The 18,558-nt window shown below is 71.8% G+C and carries 15 protein-coding genes; 4 read left to right on the top strand and 11 right to left on the bottom strand.

The window, feature by feature from the left end; genetic code table 11:
• Positions 1–133 precede the first annotated feature (133 nt).
• The 5 genes from EF387_RS02495 to EF387_RS02475 all read right to left on the bottom strand — a co-directional run bounded on the left by EF387_RS02495 (position 134) and on the right by EF387_RS02475 (position 7,136).
• The gene (locus EF387_RS02495; protein ID WP_128374803.1) at positions 134–2,263 is read right to left on the bottom strand and encodes a 3-hydroxyacyl-CoA dehydrogenase NAD-binding domain-containing protein; all 2,130 of its coding nucleotides are present in this window, start codon (positions 2,261–2,263) and stop codon (positions 134–136) included.
• Entirely contained in the window at positions 2,260–3,477 is a 1,218-nt protein-coding gene (locus tag EF387_RS02490; RefSeq protein WP_128374802.1) for a thiolase family protein, read from the bottom strand. The genes EF387_RS02495 and EF387_RS02490 overlap by 4 nt, the downstream gene beginning before the upstream one ends.
• A 511-nt stretch (positions 3,478–3,988) precedes the next feature.
• Positions 3,989–5,299, bottom strand: a complete 1,311-nt coding sequence (locus EF387_RS02485; protein ID WP_128374801.1) for a ribonuclease D — start codon at positions 5,297–5,299, stop codon at positions 3,989–3,991.
• A 216-nt stretch (positions 5,300–5,515) separates the two neighbouring features.
• Positions 5,516–6,178, bottom strand: coding sequence for a response regulator transcription factor (locus EF387_RS02480; RefSeq protein WP_128374800.1), 663 nt, complete (start codon positions 6,176–6,178; stop codon positions 5,516–5,518).
• Between the two features lie 331 nt (positions 6,179–6,509).
• Positions 6,510–7,136 carry a DUF3000 domain-containing protein gene (locus EF387_RS02475; RefSeq protein WP_202918132.1) on the bottom strand — a complete coding sequence of 209 codons (627 nt, stop codon included), beginning with the start codon at positions 7,134–7,136 and terminating at the stop codon, positions 6,510–6,512.
• 223 nt (positions 7,137–7,359) lie between these two features.
• Here EF387_RS02475 and hemE point away from each other — a divergent pair, with 223 nt between their 5' ends.
• The gene (gene hemE, locus EF387_RS02470) at positions 7,360–8,427 is read left to right on the top strand and encodes a uroporphyrinogen decarboxylase (RefSeq protein ID WP_128374798.1); all 1,068 of its coding nucleotides are present in this window, start codon (positions 7,360–7,362) and stop codon (positions 8,425–8,427) included.
• Between the two features lie 5 nt (positions 8,428–8,432).
• Here hemE and EF387_RS02465 read toward each other — a convergent pair whose 3' ends face one another.
• Positions 8,433–9,254: a rhomboid family intramembrane serine protease gene (locus EF387_RS02465; protein WP_128374797.1), complete on the bottom strand. Its 822-nt coding sequence runs from the start codon at positions 9,252–9,254 to the stop codon at positions 8,433–8,435.
• A 105-nt stretch (positions 9,255–9,359) separates the two neighbouring features.
• Between EF387_RS02465 and EF387_RS02460 the strand changes: the two genes are divergently transcribed.
• On the top strand, positions 9,360–9,692 hold the full coding sequence (locus EF387_RS02460; protein ID WP_128374796.1) for a hypothetical protein: 333 nt from the start codon (positions 9,360–9,362) through the stop codon (positions 9,690–9,692).
• A gap of 206 nt (positions 9,693–9,898) precedes the next feature.
• Here EF387_RS02460 and EF387_RS02455 read toward each other — a convergent pair whose 3' ends face one another.
• Together EF387_RS02455 and EF387_RS02450 are read right to left on the bottom strand one after the other, a co-directional pair.
• Entirely contained in the window at positions 9,899–11,299 is a 1,401-nt protein-coding gene (locus EF387_RS02455) for an FAD-dependent oxidoreductase (RefSeq protein ID WP_128374795.1), read from the bottom strand.
• Positions 11,300–11,420: 121 nt separating this feature from the next.
• Positions 11,421–12,428 (bottom strand): DUF4349 domain-containing protein, encoded by a 1,008-nt coding sequence (locus EF387_RS02450; RefSeq protein WP_128374794.1) that lies wholly within the window; start codon positions 12,426–12,428, stop codon positions 11,421–11,423.
• Between the two features lie 158 nt (positions 12,429–12,586).
• Between EF387_RS02450 and hemG the strand changes: the two genes are divergently transcribed.
• A complete protein-coding gene (gene hemG, locus EF387_RS02445; protein ID WP_128374793.1) occupies positions 12,587–14,164 on the top strand; it encodes a protoporphyrinogen oxidase in 1,578 nt (525 codons plus the stop codon).
• A 4-nt stretch (positions 14,165–14,168) separates the two neighbouring features.
• A complete protein-coding gene (gene hemQ / locus EF387_RS02440) occupies positions 14,169–14,912 on the top strand; it encodes a hydrogen peroxide-dependent heme synthase (protein WP_128374792.1) in 744 nt (247 codons plus the stop codon).
• 95 nt (positions 14,913–15,007) lie between these two features.
• On the opposite strand, the gene EF387_RS02435 is transcribed toward hemQ, so the two are convergent.
• The 3 genes from EF387_RS02435 to EF387_RS02425 form a co-directional block, all read right to left on the bottom strand.
• Positions 15,008–15,802, bottom strand: a complete 795-nt coding sequence (locus EF387_RS02435; RefSeq protein ID WP_128374791.1) for a TIGR04222 domain-containing membrane protein — start codon at positions 15,800–15,802, stop codon at positions 15,008–15,010.
• Positions 15,803–15,896: 94 nt separating this feature from the next.
• Positions 15,897–16,712 carry a DUF4142 domain-containing protein gene (locus EF387_RS02430; RefSeq protein ID WP_128374790.1) on the bottom strand — a complete coding sequence of 272 codons (816 nt, stop codon included), beginning with the start codon at positions 16,710–16,712 and terminating at the stop codon, positions 15,897–15,899.
• Between the two features lie 318 nt (positions 16,713–17,030).
• Positions 17,031–18,428, bottom strand: coding sequence for an MbnB/TglH/ChrH family RiPP precursor modification enzyme (locus EF387_RS02425; RefSeq protein ID WP_128374789.1), 1,398 nt, complete (start codon positions 18,426–18,428; stop codon positions 17,031–17,033).
• Positions 18,429–18,558: the final 130 nt, after the last annotated feature.

Below are 18,558 nucleotides of genomic sequence, written 5' to 3'. Positions count from 1 at the left end.
AACTCCGGTAGCGCAGGCCACAGTTGACGCTTCGCGGCGCACCGGATCCACCGCCGTGGCCGCCGTCGTCATGCCGCTGCCCGGCACACCCCGTAGGTGTGCCGGGCAGCGTACTTCCCGAAACGAAAGGCGGTTACGCCGGGACGCTCGCGACCCCCGGCTCCAGGAACCGCTTGCCGTTGACCCGCTCGCTGACACCCTCACGGTCCAGGTAGGGCGTGATGCCGCCCAGGTGGAAGGGCCAGCCGGCGCCCGTGATCAGACAGAGGTCGACGTCCTCGGCCTCGGCGACGACACCCTCGTCGAGCATGAGCCCGATCTCCTGCGCCACCGCGTCCAGCACCCGTGCCCGCACCTGCTCCTCGGTCAGGACGCTGTCGCCCTGCTTCAGCAGCGCCGCGACCTCCGGGTCCAGCTCCGGCTTCCCGGAGTCATAGACGTAGAAGCCGCGCTTGCCCGCCTCGACGACCGCCTTGAGGTTGGGGGAGACCTTGAAGCGGTCCGGGAAGGCGCCGTGCAGCGTCTCGGAGACGTGCAGGCCGATGGCAGGGCCGACCAGCTCGAGCAGCACCAGCGGCGACATCGGCAGACCCAGCGGCTCGACCGCCTTCTCGGCGACCTCGACCGGCGTGCCCTCGTCGATGACGTTCTGGATCTCGCCCATGAAGCGGGTCAGGATGCGGTTCACGACGAACGCCGGGGCGTCCTTCACCAGTACCGCGGTCTTCTTCAGCTTCTTGGCCACTGCGAAGGCCGTGGCCAGCGAGGCGTCGTCCGTCTGCTCGCCGCGCACGATCTCCAGCAGCGGGAGGATCGCCACCGGGTTGAAGAAGTGGAAGCCGACGACCCGCTCGGGGTTCTTCAGCTTCGACGCCATCTCCGTCACCGAGAGGGAGGACGTGTTGGTGGCGAGGATCGCGTGTGCCGGGGCGACCGCCTCGACCTCCGCGAACACCTGCTGCTTGACGCCGATCTCCTCGAACACGGCCTCGATGACGAAGTCCGCGTCGGCGAAGCCCTCGGCCTTGTCCAGGACACCCGTCACCAGCGCCTTGAGGCGGTTGGACTTGTCCTGGTTGATACGGCCCTTGAGCAGCAGCTTGTCGATCTCGGCGTGGACGTAGCCCACACCCTTGTCGACACGCTCCTGGTCGATGTCCGTGAGGACGACGGGGACCTCGAGGCGGCGCAGGAAGAGCAGCGCCAGCTGGGAGGCCATCAGACCGGCGCCGACGACACCGACCTTGGTGACGGGACGCGCCAGGTTCTTGTCCGGCGCACCCGCCGGACGCTTCCCGCGCTTCTGCACCAGGTTGAACGCGTAGATACCGGCGCGCAGTTCACCGCCCATGATCAGGTCGGCGAGGGCGACGTCCTCGGCGTCGTAGCCCTGCTGCAGGTCGCCGTTCTTGGCGGCGGCGATGATGTCGAGGGCGCGGTAGGCGGCCGGGGCCGCGCCGTGCACCTTGCTGTCCGCGATGAAGCGGCCCTTGGCGACGGCCTGGTCCCAGGCGTCCCCGCGGTCGATCACCGGGCGCTCGACCCCGATGTCGCCCTTGAGGACGGACGCCGTCCACACCAGCGACTGCTCCAGGAAGTCGGCGCCCTCAAAGATGGCGTCGGCGATGCCGAGGTCGTAGACCTGCTCGCCCTTGAGCTGCTTGTTCTGGTTGAGCGAGTTCTCGATGATCACCGAGATGGCCTTGTCGGCACCGATCAGGTTCGGCAGCAGGGTGCAGCCGCCCCAGCCCGGGACCAGGCCCAGGAAGACCTCGGGGAGCGAGAAGGCCGGGATCGCCTTGGACACCGTCCGGTACGAGCAGTGCAGACCGACCTCGACGCCGCCGCCCATAGCCGCGCCGTTGTAGTACGCGAAGGTGGGCACCGCGAGCGAGGCGAGGCGCTTGAAGACCTCGTGGCCGCCCTTCCCGATGGCGAGCGCGTGCTCGTGCTCCTTCAGCAGTTCGACGCCCTTGAGGTCGGCGCCGACCGCGAAGATGAACGGCTTGCCGGTGATGCCGACACCGACGATCTCGCCGGCCGCGGCCTCCTTCTCGACCTGGTCGAGGGCGGTGTTGAGGTTCGCCAGCGAGGCCGGGCCGAAGGTGGTCGGCTTGGTGTGGTCCAGGCCGTTGTCCAGCGTGATCAGCGCGAACGTGCCCGCGCCGGCGGGGAGGTCGAGGTGGCGTACGTGCGCCTGCGTCACGACCTCGTCGGGGAACAGCTCGGCCGCACCCTTGAGCAACTCGGTTGTGGTGCTCACTTGTCCCCCTCGAAGTTCGGGTTCTCCCAGATGACCGTCGCGCCCATGCCGAAGCCGACGCACATGGTGGTCAGGCCGTAGCGGACCTGCGGCTGCTCCTCGAACTGGCGGGCCAGCTGCGTCATCAGACGGACACCCGAGGATGCCAGCGGGTGACCGAAGGCGATCGCGCCGCCGTACTGGTTGACGCGCTCGTCGTCGTCCGCGATGCCGTAGTGGTCGAGGAACGCCAAGACCTGGACGGCGAAGGCCTCGTTGATCTCGAAGAGGTTGATGTCCTCGATGGACAGGCCCGCCTTGGCGAGCGCCTTCTCCGTCGCCGGGATCGGGCCGTAGCCCATGACCTCCGGCTCGACGCCCGCGAAGGCGTAGGAGACCAGGCGCATCTTGACCGGGAGGCCGTTCTCGCGGGCGAACTCCTCGGAGGCGATGATCGAGGCCGTGGCGCCGTCGTTGAGACCGGCCGCGTTACCGGCGGTGACCCGGCCGTGGACGCGGAACGGCGTCTTGAGGCCCGCCAGGTTCTCCAGGGTCGTCCCCGGACGCATCGGCTCGTCGGCGGTGACCAGGCCCCAGCCCGTCTCGCCCCCCTCGGGGTTCGTCCGGCGCACCGAGATCGGCACCAGGTCCTGCTGGATCTTGCCGTTGGCGTACGCCTTGGCGGCCTTCTCCTGCGAGCGCACGGCGTATTCGTCGGCGCGCTGCTTGGTGATGTGCGGGTAGCGGTCGTGCAGGTTCTCCGCGGTCATGCCCATGAACAGGGCCGACTCGTCGACCAGCTTCTCGGAGACGAACCGCGGGTTCGGGTCCACGCCCTCACCCATGGGGTGACGGCCCATGTGCTCGACACCACCGGCGATGACGGCGTCGTACGCGCCGAACGCGATGGAGCCCGCGGTGGTGGTTACGGCGGTGAGCGCGCCGGCGCACATGCGGTCGATCGAGTAGCCGGGCACGGACTGCGGCAGACCCGACAGGATGCCCGCGGTGCGGCCGATGGTCAGGCCCTGGTCGCCGATCTGCGTGGTCGCGGCGATGGCGACCTCGTCGATCTTCTTCGGGTCGAGACCGGGGTTGCGGCGCAGCAGCTCCCGGATGGCCTTCACGACGAGGTCGTCGGCGCGGGTCTCGTGGTAGATGCCCTTCGGGCCCGCCTTGCCGAACGGGGTGCGGACGCCGTCGACGAAGACGACGTCCCTGACGGTACGAGGCACGATGGCTCTCCTCCAGATGCGGGACGGCTGCTGCGTACGCGCCTGAGCGCGCGCTCACCTCCCCATGCTACTTGTGGGTAACCATGCTGCCCAGTCCTCTCGACTGGAGCGTTGAAGGTCACATCGCTGAGCAGGGGCAAGGTGCCGGAAGACCACCCGTTCGGCGGGCTTGTGCCCGCTCGTCCCGTTCCGGCCTCGGCCTCCGGCTCCCGTACCGGCCTGAACGGCCTCGTCCTCGATGGCCGGACGGACGGGATCGCCGGACGGACGGGAGTCGCCGGACGGGCAGGTACTCCTCCGCCGGTCCGGCACGAGGTCCGGGCCCATCCGGCTCGCTCAGGGGCACGGATCTTGGCGCGATTTCGCCGCTTTCTCGAAACGGCTTCTTCGGTTCACCTTCTCCGACTCGGCTTGTCCGGTGGTTCGGCTTCCCCGGTTCGGCTCTTCGATTCGGCATCTCCCGCTGCAAGGGGCGTCGGTCGTCGGTGCCCCCGAACCCCAGCCAGTGCGGTCAGACCCCCGGTGCCCTGGTCTGGAGTGCTTTCACCAGTACCGGTGTGACCTGCTCGACCTGCCACGGCCTGGCCCCGAGTCCGGCCAGGGTGGCGCCCACCGACTCGGCGTCGGGTGTCGCGGGCGGCTCCCAGCACACACGGCGCACGGTGTCCGGCGCGATCAGGTTCTCCTGCGGCATCGCCAGGGCCTCGGCGAGCGCCGAGACCGCCGCGCGCGCGGCCGAGAGACGGGCCGCGGCAGCCGGGTCCTTGTCCGCCCACGCCCGCGGCGGCGGGGGGCCGGCCACCGGCTGGCCGGGCTGCGGCAGCTCGGTGTCCGGCAGCGCCTTCGCGCGGTCCACGGCCGCCTGCCACTGCTCCAGCTGGCGACGGCCCATGCGGTGCCCGAAGCCGTTCAGCCCGGCCAGCGCGTGCACATTGGCCGGCATGGCCAGCGCGGCTTCGACGATCGCCGCGTCCCCGATCACCTTGCCGGGGGAGATGTCACGGCGTCGCGCGATCTTGTCCCGGGTCTCCCACAGTTCGCGCACCACGGCCATCTGCCGACGTCGGCGCACCTTGTGCATGCCGGAGGTGCGGCGCCAAGGGTCCTTGCGCGGCTCCGCCGGCGGCGCCGACGCGATCGCCTCGAACTCCTGCCGGGCCCACTCCAGCTTGCCCTGGCGGTCCAACTCCTTCTCCAGGGCGTCCCGCAGGTCGACCAGCAGCTCGACGTCGAGAGCGGCGTAGCGCAGCCAGGGCTCGGGCAGGGGCCGGGTCGACCAGTCGACCGCGGAGTGTCCCTTCTCGAGTACATAGCCCAGCACCCCTTCGACCATCGCGCCGAGGCCGACCCGCGGGAATCCGGCGAGCCGGCCGGCGAGCTCGGTGTCGAAGAGGCGGGAGGGGACCATGCCTATTTCGCGGAGGCAGGGCAGGTCCTGGGTGGCCGCGTGCAGGACCCACTCCACACCGGAGATCTCCGAGCCCAGGCCGGTGAGATCGGGGCAGGCGACCGGGTCGATCAGCGCGGTGCCGGCGCCCTCGCGGCGCAGCTGCACCAGATAGGCGCGCTGGCCGTAGCGGTAGCCGGAGGCTCGCTCGGCGTCCACGGCCACGGGGCCGCTGCCCGCCGCGAAGGCGGAGATCATCTCGGCGAGCGAGGCCTCGTCGGCGATGACGGGCGGGATGCCCTCCTGGGGCTCGAGCAGGGGGATCGGCGTCTTGTCGACAAGGCCGCCGGCGCCGCCAGAGCCGCCGTCGTCCGGAGGGGCGCCTCCGGTGGTTCGCAGTGGACTGTCTGCTGCGGTCTCTTGGGCGTCGGTCACCTGTCAAGGGTATCCGGGCATGCACAGCGCCCGCCGACGTAACGTTCCGTCCACGGGCGCTTCAAGGGCGTAAACAAGTCACGTGTCAGTTGATGATCCTGGTGTGCGTGGGGAGAGCCGCGGTCTGCGGCCGACTGTGCCGCGGTGGGCGGCGGGCGGTGGGGTCGTCGGGGTCGGTGGAGTCGGTGGGGTGGTGGGCAATGGGCGATCCGGTGGTCAGTGGATGATCCCGGTGCGCAGTGCCACGGCGACCATTCCCGCGCGGTCGCCCGTGCCGAGCTTGCGGGCGATCCGGGCGAGGTGGCTCTTGACGGTCAGTGCGGACAGGCCCATGGAGACGCCGATGGCCTTGTTGGACTGGCCTTCCGCGACCAGTCGCAGGACCTCGACCTCACGGCCGGACAGTTCGCGGTAGCCGCCCGGGTGGCTCGGGGCACCCGGGGGGCGGCGGTGCATCCGCGCGGCGGCGGCACCGATGGGAGCGGCACCGGGCCGGGTGGGGAGCCCGACGTTGGTGCGCGTACCGGTGACGACGTAGCCCTTCACACCGCCCGCCAGGGCGTTGCGTACGGCGCCGATGTCGTCGGCGGCGGAGAGGGCGAGGCCGTTGGGCCAGCCCGCGGCGCGGGTCTCCGACAGCAGGGTGAGGCCGGAGCCGTCCGGCAGGTGGACGTCGGCGACGCAGATGTCGCGCGGGTTGCCGATACGGGGACGGGCCTCCGCGATGGACGACGCCTCGATGACATCGCGCACTCCGAGCGCCCAGAGGTGACGGGTGACGGTGGAGCGGACCCGGGGGTCCGCCACGACCACCATGGCGGTCGGCTTGTTCGGGCGGTAGGCGACCAGGCTTGCGGGCTGCTCGAGGAGAACGGACACCAGGCCTCCTGGGGAAGGGACGGAACCAAGGTCACAGACGTCTTCGGCACCAAACCCGTCCGCCTTTAGAGAAAGATCACGATTTAGTGAGTAACAATCTGTGCAATTCGGACGCACGGTCGATCACGCGGAGGTCGAACCGGGTCGATCCGAGTCGTTACGCGCACGAAAGTGGTCGAATCGACAAAACGTCGTGGGCGGTGCGGGGGCGCGCGGGGCGCGGGGCGCGGTTTGCGGGGCGCGGGTGCGGAGCGTGGGCATGTGAAAGGGCGGGCGCCTGGGGCGCCCGCCCTTCGTGCTTGGTGCTTGGTGATTGCTCGGTGGTTGGGTCTCAGCGGGGCTGCGGGCCTCTGCGCTGGGGCAGGGTGACCACCGATCCGTCGCCCGGGCCCGCCGGGGGCAGGCCGGCGACCTGGCACAGCAGCTCGCACCACGCGGCGAGGTGGGAGGCGGTGTCCGGGACGCCGCCGAGCCCCTCGCGAGGGGTCCAGGACGCCCGGATCTCGATCTGGGAGGCGGCGGGACGGTCGGCCAGGCCGCCGAAGTAGTGCGAGCCGGCGCGCGTGACCGTGCCGCTGGCCTCGCCGTAGCCGAGGCCGCGGGACGTCAGCGCGCCGGTCAGCCAGGACCAGCACACGTCGGGGAGCAACGGATCGGTGGCCATCTCCGGTTCCAGCTCCGCGCGCACCAACGTCACCAGGCGGAACGTGCCGTGCCAGGCGTCGTGACCGGCCGGGTCGTGCAGCAGGACGAGGCGGCCGTCGGCCAGGTCCTCGTCACCGTCGACGACCGCGGCCTCCAGGGCGTACGCGTACGGGGCGAGGCGCTGTGGCGGGCGCGTCGGTTCCATTTCGAGCTCCGGTCGCAGCCGGGCGGTCCGCAACGCGTCGACGGCCGCGCGGAAAGGCCGCGGTGCCGTCGCCATCGCATCGCGGTCCCCCTCCTTCGCGTCGTCCATTCCGCCAGCGCCGTCCGACAGTCGTCCCTGAGCCGCAGCCATGCGGGGAAGAGTAAGGGGAACCACGGCTTCGCGCAGGGAGGACACCCGTGCGCGGGGACACTGTCCGGATCGCCCTCCGCGAACGAAACAAGTGGCCTCGCGGGGTTTGACCGGCGGAGTGCGGGTTGGCGCCCACCAGGGCCGGGCTTCCGGGGTCTTGGCGCCGTGCGAGACTTTCCGCGTGAGCGCGAACGACCGCCCTACGGGCCCCCAGCCGACAGCCGCGTACGACTCCGCCTTCCTCAAGGCGTGCCGGCGTGAACCCGTGCCGCACACGCCGGTGTGGTTCATGCGGCAGGCCGGGCGGTCTCTGCCGGAGTACCGCAAGGTGCGCGAGGGCATCCCCATGCTGGAGTCCTGCATGCGGCCCGAGCTGGTCACCGAGATCACGCTGCAGCCGGTGCGCCGGCACAACGTGGACGCGGCGATCTTCTTCAGCGACATCGTCGTACCGCTGAAGGCCATCGGCATCGACCTGGACATCAAGCCCGGCGTCGGCCCGGTGGTCGAGAACCCCGTCCGCACCCGCGCCGACCTCGCCCGGCTCCGCGACCTCACGCCCGACGACGTCCCCTACATCACCGAGGCGATCCGGCTGCTCACGGCCGAACTGGGGGAGACCCCGCTGATCGGTTTCGCCGGCGCGCCCTTCACGCTCGCGAGCTATCTCGTCGAGGGCGGCCCGTCACGCACCTACGAGAACGCCAAGGCGATCATGTACGGCGACCCGCAGCTGTGGGCCGATCTCCTCGACCGGCTCGCGGAGATCACCGCCGCCTTCCTCAAGGTGCAGATCGAGGCGGGCGCCTCCGCGATCCAGCTTTTCGACTCCTGGGTCGGGGCGCTCGCGCCCGCCGACTACCGGCGCTCGGTCATGCCCGCGTCGAGCAAGGTCTTCGAGGCCGTGCGCCCGTACGGCGTTCCGCGCATCCACTTCGGCGTGGGCACCGGTGAGCTGCTCGGCCTCATGGGTGAGGCGGGCGCGGACGTCGTCGGCGTCGACTGGCGCGTGCCCCTGGACGAGGCGGCCCGGCGGGTCGGCCCCGGCAAGGCGCTCCAGGGCAACCTCGACCCCACCGTCCTGTTCGCCTCCACCGAGGCGGTCGAGGCGAAGACCCGCGAGGTCCTCGACTCCGCCGCAGGCCTCGAGGGCCATGTCTTCAACCTCGGCCACGGCGTCATGCCCAGCACGGACCCGGACGCCCTGACCCGTCTCGTGGAGCACGTGCACACCCGTACCGCCCGCTGACGCCGTCACTGCAGGCCGGGCCGCGCTCTCCTGCCGAACAGCAGACCGCGCGGCTCGGGCGGCGGCGGGGTCCCGGGGCGCAACGGCCACGCCAGCAGCATCCCCACGACGAAGCCGGCCACATGCGCCAGGTACGCCACCGTCCCGGCGTCGGAGACGGCGCCGCCCGACGAGTACCAGGCCTGCAGGCCGAACCAGAAGCCCAGCACCAGCCAGGCCGGCAACCGCAACGGCAGGAAGATCAGGAAGGGTACGAGGACCCAGATCCTGGCCTTCGGATACAGCACCAGGTAAGCGCCCAGCACGCCCGCGATCGCCCCCGAGGCGCCGATCAGCGGTTCACTGGAATCGGCGTTGACCAGCGCGTACGCATAGGTCGCCGCGTAGCCGCACGCCGCGTAGAACAGCAGGAACCGGACGTGGCCGAGGCGGTCCTCGATGTTGTTGCCGAAGATCAGCAGGAAGAGCATGTTGCCGAGCAGGTGCAGCCAGCCGCCGTGCAGGAACATCGCCGAGAGCGCGGACAGCGGGGGCGACTTGTCGTAGCCGGGCGGACCCACCACGCAGCCGGGGCCGGACCTGCTCGCGCCGATCTCGCCGGTGGGGACGAGCCGCGGCAACTGGTCGTGGATCAGCTCGCGCGGTACGGCCGCCCAGCGCTCCAGGAAGGCGTGCGTCTGGCACAGCTGCGCGAGCCCCGACTCGCCCGTCAGCGAGAGGGGGCCGCCGGGCATGGTCAGGAAGACCAGGATGTTCGCGGCGATCAGCGCATACGTCACATAGGGCGTACGGCGCACGGGGTTCACGTCATGGACCGGGATGACCACAAGGAATGTGTGCCCCCGATGCGTCCCGCGAATCGAGACGGTGAACACGTGCGCGTGACGGTGCGTATGAGTCGGCAACCGTTCGCAATCCGAGGGGAACAGGCCATGAACGACCGAGGCATTCCGTCGCTGCACGCCACACCCGACGGCGAGGCGGAACTCGCCGTGGTACTCCACCTGCCCTGGGAGGACATTGCCGCGCTCGGCCAGGAGGCCTCGCGCCTGGCCGCCACGATGCAGCGCCCGGTGACCCTCGACGAGGCCGCGAGCCACCGGCTGCGCAGCCGGCAGCCGGGCCACCACGCGCGCCCCCAGGCCGCGCCCGCGGCCGTCTCCTCCCTGCCCCGTTCCCCGGCCGACCAGGCCCGCCAGGCGATAGAGAAGATCAACGGAACCTCGCCGCACCCGGCCCACCACGGAACCGCCCAGGGGGCGTAGCCCCGCCACGTCGTGAGCGCACGCGCGCGTGGTGCTTCGGACAGGCCACGCGCGCGTGGTCTTCGGGCAAGTCACGCGCGCGTGGTCTTCGGGCAAGTCACGCGCGCGTGGTCTTCAGGCAAGTCACGCGCGTGAGGCCTCCCAGCGTGCCCCCGCGTGCGTGCCCCTCCGGACTCCCGGACCTCCGGGCTCCCGGCGCCCGCGGGTCAGGTCCGTCCCGCTCGTACCGCCGCGACCGCCTTGCGGGCCGCGACCAGCACCGGGTCCCACACCGGGGAGAACGGCGGGGCGTATCCCAGGTCCAGGGACGTCATCTGTTCCACGGTCATTCCCGCGGTCAGCGCGACCGCGGCGACGTCGACGCGCTTGGCGGCGCCCTCACGGCCGACGATCTGCACCCCGAGCAGCCGCCCGGTCCGGCGCTCGGCGAGCATCTTCACGGTCATGGTGGCGGCCCCGGGGTAGTAGCCCGCGCGGCTCGTCGACTCGATGACGACCTTCTCGTACTGCAGGCCCGCCCGGCGCGCGTCCTTCTCGCGCAGGCCTGTCCTCGCGATCTCCAGGTCGCACACCTTGCTGACGGCGGTGCCGACGACACCGGGGAACGTGGCGTAACCGCCGCCGATGTTGGTGCCGATGACCTGGCCGTGCTTGTTGGCGTGGGTGCCCAGCGCGATGTGCCGTTCGCGGCCCGAGACGAGGTCCAGCACCTCGACGCAGTCGCCGCCCGCCCAGAGGTTCTCGTACCCGCGCACCCGCATCGCCTGGTCGGTCAGCAGCCCCCGGTGTTCGCCGAGCGGCAGCCCGGCGGCCTCGGCGAGCGTCGTCTCCGGTCGCACGCCGATGCCCAGGATCACCACGTCCGCCGGGTACTCGGCGTCCTCGGTGCGGACCGCGCGGGCCCGCCCGTCGCCGTCGGTGAGCACCTCGGTGACCTCGGCGTCGTCGACCATCGTGATGCCGAGGCCCGTCATCGCCCGGTGCACCAGCCGGCCCATGTCCGCATCGAGCGTCGACATGGGCTCGGGGCCCCGGTTGAGGACGGTCACCTCGTAGCCGCGGTTCATCATCGCCTCGGCCATCTCCACGCCGATGTAGCCCGCACCGACCACCACCGCGCGCCGGCCCGGGGTCAGTTCCAGGCCCTCCAGGGTGTCGAGCAGCGCCTGACCGTCGTCGAGGGTCTGCACCCCGTGCACCCCGGGAGCGTCTATGCCGGGCAGCGGCGGACGCGTCGGCCGGGCGCCCGTGCCCAGCACGAGCTGGTCGTACGACAGCCAGGACTCCCCACCCGACTCGAGTTCGCGGAAGCGGACCCGGCCGCCCGGCACGTCCAGTTCGGTGACCTCCGTGCGCATCCGCAGATCGATACCGCGTCCGCGGTGCTCCTGCGGCGTCCGCGCGATGAGGTCGTCCCGTTCCGCGACGTCACCGCCCACCCAGTACGGGATGCCGCACGCCGAGTACGAGGAGAAGTGCCCCCGCTCGAACGCCACGATCTCCAGCTCGTCGGGACCCTTCAGACGGCGCGCCTGGGACGCGGCGGACATCCCCGCCGCGTCACCGCCGATGACAACCAGTCGCTCTCTCGCCCGGATCATGTTCATGCGAACACGCTACGGGCGAGCGCTGTGCCGGTTCGCAGTCGGTTCTCCTCGCGCCGCCGTCGGTCCTCTTCAGCGCCGCCGTCGGTCGTCCTGGCCCGCGGTCGGTCGGCAGGCGCCCCGGTCAGTCCTCCTCGCGCTCACCCCCGCCGGGCGCGGGCGGGAGCGGGCCCGCGGTGGTGAGGGGTGCCGGGTTCGCCGTGGCGGGGCGGCGGGCGCGGGCCACCCGAACCCAGACCAGCAGCATGATCGCGGCCGTCGCGGCGAACGGCAGCACCGCGCCGAAGGCCAGCGCGATCCAGCGCAGCATCGTCACGAACGCGTCCCAGCCACCCGTGAGCGCGTCCGCGAACCCGGCCTCGTCCTTGGCCGGCTCCACCCGGGTCTCGGTCAGGGACAGCGTGATCGTGGCGAGGCTGGTGCGGTCCTTCAGGGACGCCTGCTGGGCGAGGAGTGCCTCCAGGTCGGCCTGGCGGGAACTCAACTCACCCTCCAAGGTGACCACATCGCTGAGCTTGGTGGCCTGGTCCATCAGTTCCCGGATCCGGATCACGCTGGCGCGCTGCGTCTTGATCCGGCTCTCCACGTCCACGACCTGGTCGGTGACGTCCTGGGCCTTGGAGTTACGCTCCAGGAGCTTGCCCGTGCCCTCGAGATCGCCGAGGACACCGGCGTATTTGTCCGTGGGCACCCGCAGGACGACCCGGGTGTGCTCGCGGCCCTCGTCGTCGCGGTTGGTGGTCTCCTGCCCGACGAACCCACCCGCGTTCTCCGTCACCGTACGGGCCTCGTCGAGGGCCTTGGGGACGTCCTTGACCTGCACCGTCAGCGAGGCGGTGCGGATGATGTGGGAGGCGGTGATCTTCGGGGGAGCGTCGGCCTGGTCGGCCTTGCCCCGGGAACCGTTCAGGCCGGCGGCGCCCTCGGCCTGCTTTTTGTCCCCGGCGTCCGCGGCCGCGCCCGCGGCGCTGTCCTCCCCGCCGGAGGGGGAGACCCCGCTGCAGCCCGCGAGGGCCAGCGAGGCGGTGATCAGCAGCGCGGCCAGCACCTGGACGGGCCGTGCCGAGCGCCAGGATCCGGGTGCCCGGCGTGATCGGTCACTGCTCGCCCTGCTCGTGCCAAGTACCTGCATGTCGGCATACCCCCCGGGTTGTGATCGGTGATGCCTCTTCGACGCCCGGGCCGGACGAAACGTTGGCATCGAACGGTCCCGATGCGGTCACGGTCGGGACTCGCTGCGGACACCGGGCCCCGGCCGGGCTGTCGATGCGGTCTGACACAGTGGGGGACATGCGCGAATCGGGTGCGGACAGGGATACGGGCGCGGGGCACGTCGTCGTCATCGGGGCCGGCATCGCGGGTCTGGCGGCCGCGCACCGGCTGCTGGACGGCGGGGCGCGGGTGACGGTGCTGGAGGCCTCGGAGCGGGTCGGCGGGAAACTGCTGCCCGGCGAGATCGCCGGGGCGCGGGTCGACCTCGGCGCCGAGTCGATGCTCGCGCGACGCCCTGAGGCGGTCGCGCTCGCCCGCGAGGTGGGCCTCGCCGGCCGCCTGCAGCCGCCGGCCACCGCCTCCGCGTCGCTGTGGACCCGGGGGGCGCTGCGGCCCATGCCGAAGGGCCATGTGATGGGCGTGCCCGGCACCGCGTCGGCCCTCGCCGGGGTCCTCTCCGAAGAGGGCCTGCGCCGCGTCGAACAGGACGCCGACCTGCCGCGCACCGAGGTCGGGGACGACGTGGCGGTGGGCGAGTACGTCGCGGCCCGCGTCGGCCGGGAGGTCGTGGACCGCCTCGTCGAACCCCTCCTGGGCGGCGTGTACGCGGGCGACGCCTACCGGATCTCGCTGCGTTCGGCCGTGCCCCAGCTCTTCCAGGCCGCGCGGACCCATGACTCCCTGACGGAGGCGGTCCGTGGGATCCAGGCGAAGGCGGCTGAGGCCGGCCAGAGCGGCCCGGTCTTCATGGGCATCGAGGGCGGCGTCGGCGAACTCCCGCTCGCCGTCGCCGAGTCGGTGCGGGCGCGGGGCGCGGACATCCGCACGGGGACGCCGGTGACGGAGCTGCGCAGGGCCGGGGCGGAGCAGCACGGCGCGACGGCCGGCTCCGGCGAGCAGGGTGGCGCGGCACGGGAGGGTGGCGCGGCACGGGAGGGTGGCGCGGCGCGCCATGAGGCGGCGGCGCGGCAGCGCCCGGCCTGGCGTGTCGTCGCCGGAGGGCAGGTGCTGTACGCCGACGCGGTGGTCGTCGCCCTTCCCGCCCGGGCAGCCGCCGAACTGCTGCGGGCCGAGGCCCCGGCGGCCGCGACGGAGCTGGCGGCCGTCGAGTACGCATCCATGGCCCTCATCACCCTCGCCTACCGCCGCGGTGACATCCGTCTGCCCGAAGGCAGCGGTTTCCTGGTGCCGCCCGTCGACGGGCGCACCATCAAGGCGTCGACGTTCGCCTCCCAGAAGTGGGGGTGGATCGCGGAGGAGAACCCCGATCTGCTCGTCCTGCGGACCTCCGTCGGACGGTACGGCGAGACCGAGGCGCTCCAGCGCGCGGACGACGACCTCGTGGACGTCTCACGGCACGATCTGCGCGAGGCCACCGGACTCGACGCCGTGCCCGTGGCGACCCGGGTCACCCGATGGGACGACGGGCTGCCGCAGTATCCGGTCGGCCACCACGCGCGCGTGGCCCGGATCCGCGAGCACATCGCCAAGCTGCCGGGTCTCGCGGTGTGCGGCGCGGCCTACGACGGCGTCGGCATCCCGGCCTGCGTCGCGAGCGCGTACGCCGCCGTCGACCAGCTCAAGGGCGACCGCGCCGGGCTCGATGCGCTGACCGCGAACCCGGTGCAGAGCCTGCACGGCGGAGCGGGAGAATAGCCCCATGAGTGACGACGCCCCCACCAACGACCCCACCGCAGCCTCCGCCCGCATCCCCAACAAGGGCAAGCTGGCCAAGGACCTCAACGAGGTCATCCGCTACACGCTGTGGTCCGTCTTCAAGCTGCGCGAGCCGCTCCCCGAGGACCGTGCCGGGTACGCGGACGAGGTCCAGGAGCTCTTCGACCAGCTCGCCGCGAAGGACGTGACGATCCGCGGCACGTACGACGTGTCCGGCCTGCGCGCGGACGCCGACGTCATGATCTGGTGGCACGCGGAGACGGCCGACCAGCTGCAGGAGGCGTACAACCTCTTCCGCCGTACGAGGCTGGGCCGGGCCCTGGAGCCGGTCTGGTCGAACATGGCGCTGCACCGCCCCGCCGAGTTCAACCGCTCGCACATCCCGGCGTTCCTCGCCGACGAGACGCCGCGCAACTACGTCAGCGTCTACCCCTTCGTCCGCTCCTACGACTGGTACCTGCTGCCGGACGAGGAGCGCCGGACGATGCTCGCCGACCACGGCAAGATGGCCCGCGGCTTCCCGGACGTCCGCGCCAACACGGTCGCCTCCTTCTCGCTCGGCGACTACGAATGGATCCTCGCCTTCGAGGCGGACGAGCTGTACCGCATCGTCGACCTCATGCGTCATCTGCGCGGCTCGGAGGCCCGGCGGCACGTCCGCGAGGAGGTGCCCTTCTTCACCGGGCGCCGCAAGGACATCGGCGAACTGGTGGCGGGCCTGGCCTAGGGCACGGCCAGGGCGGCCTGGTGCGGCCCAGGTTTTGTCGGCCCGCCACGGCGGGCCTGGCCCAAGGCTGTCGGCCGGCCGCGGGGGCGGGCCCTTCAGTCGGCGATTTCGTGGCGGGCGCGGTGGGCGCTCGGCGTTCCGGAGTGGTGGCCGAACGCCGCGCGCAGCTGGGGATCGCGCACCGCACGGACACCGTGCACGGCGACCGAGGTGAGATACGTGCGTTCGTCGACGCCGTGGGTCGCCAGAGTGCCGAGCAGCCGCTGTCCGGCCGGGGACGCCCAGCGCGTGTAGGGGTGGGCCTCCAGCCGGGCCAGGGCCAGCGAGCACAGGGTGAGGATCAGGGGCAGCGCGAACCAGACGGGAACCGGCACGCCGCCCGCCCCGGGCGACGGGAACCGCAGCGCCACGACGACACCCAGCACCACCACCCCCACCGCGGTGGCCCGCACCCGGCGCACCGCGGCCGCGAGGCTGCTGCCGGAGCCCTCGGGCACGGCGAGGCCGGCCGCGACCAGCCGGTCGGCGAGGTCGCGGACGGCGGCACCGGTGGCGACCCGTGACCGCACGGGAGCGATCCGGGCCTGACCGTACGAGCCGATCGCGCTCATCACCGACCGCTCCAGCCCGTCCCGGCCCTCCGGGTCCACGACGGTGACCCAGCCCGTGTGCGCGAGCAGCAGCCGCCGCTGGCGGGCCATCGAGACCATCGCCAACTCGGCCACCCGGACCGGACCGCCGGACAGGAACGCGGCCTCGTACAGCGTCAGCCGGTGTCCGTCGCCGATGCCGGGGTCGATCCGTGCGGCGCGCAGGGCGGCCAGGCACAGCCGGGTGCAGTTGACGGCCGCCACCGACCAGGCCAGGAGAAGAAGGAGAACCCACGACATGGCGGTGTTTTATGCGACGCGGCCGGGGGAGGCCACGGCGTGTTCAGGATGTGGACGGAATGTTGAGTTCCGGTGAAGGTGCATTGTCATGGGCTCAGTTGTGGGAAGGGTTGGCGGGCGGGGGCAGGGAGTACGAGGGGGACGCCCGGGACGAGGGCGCCGACGACACCGGGGACACCGGGTTCGTGGAGATGCCGGTCGTCGGGGTCACCGGTGTGGCCGGGGTCGGTGAGGCCACCGGGCCCGGCGGGGCGGGGGAGTTGCTGATCGGCGGTGGGGCGGCGGTGGCAGCGTCCCGCGCCAGCGCGTCGAAGTCGACGTAACCGGTGGCCTCCAGGACCTTGATGTGGTCCAGCACGGTGGTGTTCGCGTCGTCCGCCAGTGCCCGCACCAGAGAGTTGCGGGTGGTCGCGCGGACCTGGGCGACCACCGAGAAGACCTTGCCGTGCGCCGCACGCAGGATGTTGGCGAAATCGCGGTCGTAGTCCTCGCCCTGGGCCGCGCTGAGGGTGGCGAGCCACTGCTGTTGCTGCTCGCTGGGCTGGTTCGGCAGTTCGAGGCCCAGCTGCGACGCGACCTCCCTTACACGTGCATCCAGGAAGGTGTGACCCTCCATCAGGTGCACGCCCGCGGTCCGGACGGCCTGGGTGGTCCCTCGCTGCTGCGCCTGCTGTCCGGCGGGCAGCTCCCACAGGCCCGCGAGCCGCACCTTGGTGATGAACTCCCGGTCCAGTGCCGACAGCGGTCCGTACCTGGTCGCGACCGACTGTGCGTTCAGTGTGTCCAGGCCGGTTCCCGCGCGGTCCGCGTACGACCACACGGGAAATATCAACGCGACGAGCGTCGCCGCCAGGCCCGCCACGATGAGCCCGGTGCCGCTGAAGACGGTGCGGCTGTCGATGGATCGCATGGTGCCTCCTGTCGCGGCACCGCACGTTAGTGCGCTGGTGGGTGGGAGCTGGAATCGTAACGCGCTGCGTACGCCAACTTCAGTACCCGTGAGTTCTGTTCAGTGTGGGTGGCCGACGTCAGGTGATGGAGCAAAAGAGGACGACTGGGGGCGGCGAACTGGAGGATATGCGGATATTCCGGTGTGGGGCGCGGTGTTGTGTTAGTCGGGGCACACTCGCGCCGGCAATGCACCGCAGGCACTCAGCAGCAGCGCATGCACTCAGCAGCAGCGCAGGGAATCAGCAGCAGTGCAGGGATTCAGCAGCAGCGCAGGGATTCAGCGGCGCAGCAGTACCCGGCGGGTCGCACGGACCAGTCGGGCCGTCGGACGGTGCGACCGTGGCGCGGGGCCCGAGCGGTCCAGCCACCAGTCGGACAGCCGGCGGCGCACCTCGGCGTCCTCGGGGGACCCGGCCAGCAGCAGTGACTCCGCGAAGTCCAGTGCGTCACGGCGGTAGCCGTCGGTCATCGGGCGGCGGTGGGCGTAGGCGAGGAAGGCCGGGCGGTAAGCGTCACCGAGGATCTCCGGCAGCTCCGGGGCGACCTTCGCGACGACCCCCGCCCGCTTGGCGGCGAGGGCGCGGGCCTGCACTCCCATGCGCACGCGGTCGAACCCCTCGGGTACGGGCGTCCCGGCGACCAGGGCGGAGAGCACGGCGGTCTGAGCGAGGGCGAGCCGCTGGCGTTCGGCTTCGACGCCCACTCCCACTCCCACGCCCACGCCCACGCCGTGGCCGTCGCCGTCCCCGGCACCGCCCCTGCTCGCGACGCCGACGGTGGCGGGGACCGCGTCGCGGACGGCGGCGGGCCCGGGCTCGGCCCCGGCGGCGGGAGTCCGGCCCGTGGTCGCCGCTCCCTTGGCCAACGCACCACGTATCGAACGCAGCTCGCGTTCCAGTTCGGCCGGGGCGGGGAAGTTCTCGTCGCGTTCCAGGAGAACGCCCGGTGGCGTCACCCGCGAGGCGAGGTCGGTGAGGATGTCGAGGACCGGCTGCGGGACCGGGTGGGCGTGGCTGTCGTGCCAGACGCCGTCGCGCTCGAAGCCGCCCGCCACATGGACGTAAGCGATGGCTTCCAGGGGGAGTTCGGTGAGCGCCTTGGCGGGGTCCTCGCCGCGGTTGACGTGGTTGGTGTGGAGGTTGGCCACGTCGATGAGGAGGCGTACGCCGGTGCGGTCCGCCAGCTCGTACAAGAACTGGCCCTCCGACATCTCCTCGCCCGGCCAGGAGATCAGCGCCGCGATGTTCTCCACGGCGAGCGGCACCGGCAGGGACTCCTGAGCGATGCGGACGTTCTCGCACAGGACGTCGAGCGCGTCCCGGGTGCGCGGCAGGGGGAGCAGATGGCCCGCCTCCAGCCGCTCGGAGGCGGTGAGCGGTCCTCCGGCCCGTACGAACGCGATGTGCTCGGTGACCAGCGGTGAACGGAGGGCCTCGGCCCGCTCGGCGAGCGCGGTCAGCCGGCCCTCGTCGGGGCGGTCGGCGCCGCCGAGGCCGAGGCCCACGCCGTGCGGGACGACGGTGACTCCGCGTTCGCGCAGCCGCAGCAGCGACTCGGGGAGGTGACCGGGGCACAGGTTCTCGGCGACGGCCTCCACCCAGTCGATGCCCGGCATGGCCTCCACGGCCTCGGCGATCTCCGGCCGCCAACCGATTCCCGTACCCAGACGCCTCATCGTCCCCTCCTTCGCCATGACCCCGCCCCTGCACCGAACGCTGTGTGGTTGTCTCCTTCGACGGACCGCTGTGCCGGCGTGTGGAGGTCATGGCCCCGGCGGCTCGCTCCGAATCCGGAGGAGCGGAGGT

Source organism: Streptomyces cavernae, assembly GCF_004023625.1.
Lineage (GTDB): Bacteria > Actinomycetota > Actinomycetes > Streptomycetales > Streptomycetaceae > Streptomyces > Streptomyces cavernae.
The sequence above is the reverse complement of the archived record's forward strand: the minus strand, read 5'-3'. Positions and strand labels throughout refer to the sequence as shown.